The 3,701-nt window shown below is 36.6% G+C and carries 3 protein-coding genes; 2 read left to right on the forward strand and 1 reads right to left on the reverse strand.

The genetic code is table 11. From position 1 onward, the window contains the following. Nucleotides 1–198 precede the first annotated feature (198 nt). Nucleotides 199–1,089, reverse strand: coding sequence for a hypothetical protein (locus RHOW815_RS06930; RefSeq protein ID WP_215217592.1), 891 nt, complete (start codon nt 1,087–1,089; stop codon nt 199–201). A 264-nt stretch (nt 1,090–1,353) separates the two neighbouring features. Here RHOW815_RS06930 and RHOW815_RS06935 point away from each other — a divergent pair, with 264 nt between their 5' ends. Together RHOW815_RS06935 and RHOW815_RS06940 are read left to right on the forward strand one after the other, a co-directional pair. Continuing rightward, nucleotides 1,354–2,286 carry a glycosyltransferase family 9 protein gene (locus RHOW815_RS06935; RefSeq protein WP_215217593.1) on the forward strand — a complete coding sequence of 311 codons (933 nt, stop codon included), beginning with the start codon at nt 1,354–1,356 and terminating at the stop codon, nt 2,284–2,286. Then, a complete protein-coding gene (locus RHOW815_RS06940) occupies nt 2,283–3,227 on the forward strand; it encodes a glycosyltransferase family 9 protein (protein ID WP_215217594.1) in 945 nt (314 codons plus the stop codon). Before RHOW815_RS06935 ends, RHOW815_RS06940 begins: the two co-directional genes overlap by 4 nt. Nucleotides 3,228–3,701 lie beyond the last annotated feature (474 nt).

A 3,701-nucleotide genomic window follows, 5' to 3' on the forward strand; every position in this document is an offset into this window, starting at 1 on the left:
TGAGATACCCTCATCATAGCCCAAAATTACACAAAGCCTATTCCGTTCAGAATAGTCTTTTGGATGCTTTAACTTGTGTTCTAAGTCAGCTCTCTCTAGAGTATATAGTGGTTCCGATTCAATCGTATAGAAAAATATTTTGTTTTGTGTTTAAGCTATTGAGTATGAAAAAACTGACCCCTAGCCAGAGATTCGCCGTTATATGGATTTCAAGCAAGCATAACCGCAAAAACAAGAAGAAGGATAATCATCCCACATAATAAGCCCTAAAGTGTATCCGAATCCGATAAACCTTAAACTGTATCCGAGAAGCTGTCTAGAGATTTCAGCGGATTTTATTAATAGATTGCTACAAGATCTTAAATAATAACCATCCAATATAATAGACCATAATAAAAGAAGCCCTATAGAGTTTTTTGCAATCTCTGATGAATTACTATCAAATGAATTACTATCAAATATAAAATAATAAATATCCCGTAAATTACTCTGTGTAATAATAAACACTAATGAAAAAAGCCCTGCAGCTTCCACTAAACCCCCTAAAATGCTTTTAGATAGATTTTTTAATGAACTATTATGATGAAATTCAATTTGAGAAACGTGTTGCGAACCGAGCTTATTAGCCATGGTCAAATAGAAGGCTAATGCTAATGGGGATATTACAAACAGCGGAGGAATCTTAAGGTCTGTAAATTGTTTGAGAGCCTTCGCTACACCTACAGAACAATTTATACTGTTTATTCTTACAGCATTTTTTTTTAATTCATCAAGTTGGTTTGGTGTCACAGAAATGTTAAAACGAAAAAACGACGATCCACATCTTGTTCTGCTCTTTGCACGTTCAATCATCTGCGATAAAATTTTTATCCGCGGTAAACTTTTTACTTTCCTAGTTTCTCCTACATCTATTTGACTGCAGCACATTGTATCCCTAATTTCGGTTATAATTGTATCCCTAATTTCGGTTATATTGGTGAATGTATACGACTTTCCATTTATCTCTAATTCAGCGTGCCCTAGCGGCAAGCTTGGAAAAGGATAGTAAATATAAGAAGCTCCATAATCACTTGTAGAATTAATACCCATAAAACTCCCATTCATTAATGAATTGGTAAAAAATTTAACATATTATTATTTATCTTTTCAAGTTTAAAGTGCACAGAAGAATTAAAAAAAGAATAGGCAGGCGATTGTAAAATAAGGATCAAGAAGCTCTTGTGGGTAACTGATAATGCAGAATTCGTTGTAATTGCCCCATGCCCCATTAAAACCGTTCGGTATTCTGCAATCTTGCTTTAAACTTTATTATTTGCATATTATTCTAAGTAACCTGAAAGAATCTTACCTGCAATGAAAAAAGTAGCTATTATGTGTGCTCAGGGCTTAGGCGATGCTCTGCTTATGATGATTGTAGCCCATCAATTCAAATGCTCTGGATATGAACCAACTGTTTTTCATAGTTATGCAAAAGAGTTGACCTCTCTTTTTAAAGATGTTTGCATTCTCCCTTATCCTGATCAGTTAGAAAAAACCTTCGTCCCATTTGAGCGCGTTATTATCGAAAACGATCACTCGAAAAGAGCTTATGACCTTTTTGGACTGCGCGAAGCAAAAAAATTGAATAATCTCACCTTTTTTTTCCCTACGACTTCTCCTAAATTTCAAGAAGGAGATTTTCTTTTTGATCCGCGGCTTCCTATTGCGTCTAATATTTGCCGAGCCTGTCAAACAGTGCTCCAAATACAGAACGCAACCAAAGAAAACGGTATTTATATTCCAAAAGGAATACGCCGCAGATTTGTTAAACGCATTGTGATACATCCGACTAGCAATGATCCAAAAAGAAATTGGTTTTCTTCTCAGTTCCTTGCTCTAGCATATCGCCTGCAAAATGAAGGCTATTGCATTGGCTTTTCTGTTAGCCCATCTGAGCGTGCTGATTGGCTTCATGTGGAAAAAGAAGGATTTGAGCTTCCTTCTTTTTGTGATCTGAGCGAGGTTGCAACTTATATATATGAATCGGGGGTTTTTATTGGAAATGATTCAGGAATTGGCCATTTAGCCTCAAACCTCGGCATTCCCACATTAACCATTTCTGGAAATCCTAAGAGAGTGCGTCTTTGGCGCCCTGATTGGCATACAGGCCATATTGTAACTCTTCCCTTTCCTCTTCCCAATTTCAAAGGCCTCTATCTTCCTATCAGGGAAAATTTTTGGCAGCACTTTATTTCGGTTTCGCGCACACTAAAAGCGTTTCATAAGCTTAAACAGGCAAGCGCATGAAAGCTGCTGTTATTTGTTCACAGGGAATGGGAGATGGTCTTCTTATGATGATTGCTTCTCAATATCTTTTTTCAAAAGGATATATGGTTACTACCTACCAGGATTCTCTCCCCCAACTCAATACATGGTTCCCCAATCATCATTTAAAAAAACGCTCTTCTCTAAAGGAACTTGAAAAGCAGCTTTCTGCTTATGAGATCATCATTCTGCAAAATGATAATAGTTCTTTATCAAATGCCATCATTGATCTCTACAAGCTTGGGAAGCTTTATAAATTAAGCGTTTTTTATTCTAGTTATGAAGAAAGAAAACACGCTCGTTTAACTTCACTAGATCGGGTTTTTGACCGCTCACGCTCTATGGTTGATAATATCGTAGGAGCCATTGCTTCTATTTTACAGTGCCCAGAGGTTTCAAAAAACAACGGATTGGTTATCCCCTGTGAATTTAAGCAAAATCGCTATCCAAAACGAGTATTGATACATCCAACAAGTACAACGCCTTTACGAACATGGAGTGCTCATAAATTTATTAAAGTAGCTCAAAATTTGGTTCAAAAGGGTTATGAAGTGGCTTTCTGCGTCAGTCCTTCAGAGCGTCCTGAGTGGTGTTTATTGGTTAAAGATAGATTTCCTCTACCTTTTTTTCCCTCTTTACATGAATTAGCGGGATTTATTTACGAGTCTGCTTTTCTTATCGGTAACGAGTCTGGAACAGTCCATTTAGCTTCGAATTTGCAAATCCCTACCCTTGTTATCGCTTCTTGCCAAAAACAAATGGCCCTTTGGCGCCCCAGCTGGTTCTCTACTAAAGTGATTACACCTTATCGCTTTATTCCAAACTTTAAAGGGTTTCGTCTTCGGCAAGAAAGATGGCAATTGTACATTTCTCCAAAACAGGTTATTCGAGCTTTTATTAAAACCAATTTTATAAACAAGTAAATCAAGGTCTCTATTCGCGCTCATCGCTTTAAGGCATAGATAAATGTGATAAACAGCCACTTTCAAAGCCAGCAACTGTTCATTCAACACACAGATAAAAGTTTTTCATCGATACATCTAATCCAATATAATGGCTTCATGGGTTGCTCCTCATTTTTTTGCTCTTTAACGAGCAGTTTTGAGATTTGAAAAAATCTCGTTTATATTGGAGAGTTTAACCTACTCCGTCTAAGGAGTAACCCCTTTTTTTTGTGCAATTATGGCATGTATAAACGAGTATAAATACACATTATCGAATAGGAAGAAATCAAGCTAAATTTCTTTTATTAAAATCTTAATCTATATTGGTTCCGATTCAAAGGAGACCTTAAACCCTGATTGCTGGAGCTCTTTGCCTGACAGGAATGAAGATTTTTACAGAGGAATATAAGACAGTTGATGCCGATGCAATGCTCGATTTTTTCAAGAAGCTAG

Source organism: Candidatus Rhabdochlamydia sp. W815, from assembly GCF_018642185.1.
In the GTDB taxonomy this organism is placed as follows: domain Bacteria; phylum Chlamydiota; class Chlamydiia; order Chlamydiales; family Rhabdochlamydiaceae; genus Rhabdochlamydia; species Rhabdochlamydia oedothoracis.

Coding starts and splice junctions, on each gene's coding strand:
- RHOW815_RS06930 (WP_215217592.1), bottom strand. CDS start 1,089: ATGGGTATTAATTCTACAAGTGATTATGGAGCTTCTTATATTTACTAT.
- RHOW815_RS06935 (WP_215217593.1), top strand. CDS start 1,354: ATGAAAAAAGTAGCTATTATGTGTGCTCAGGGCTTAGGCGATGCTCTG.
- RHOW815_RS06940 (WP_215217594.1), top strand. CDS start 2,283: ATGAAAGCTGCTGTTATTTGTTCACAGGGAATGGGAGATGGTCTTCTT.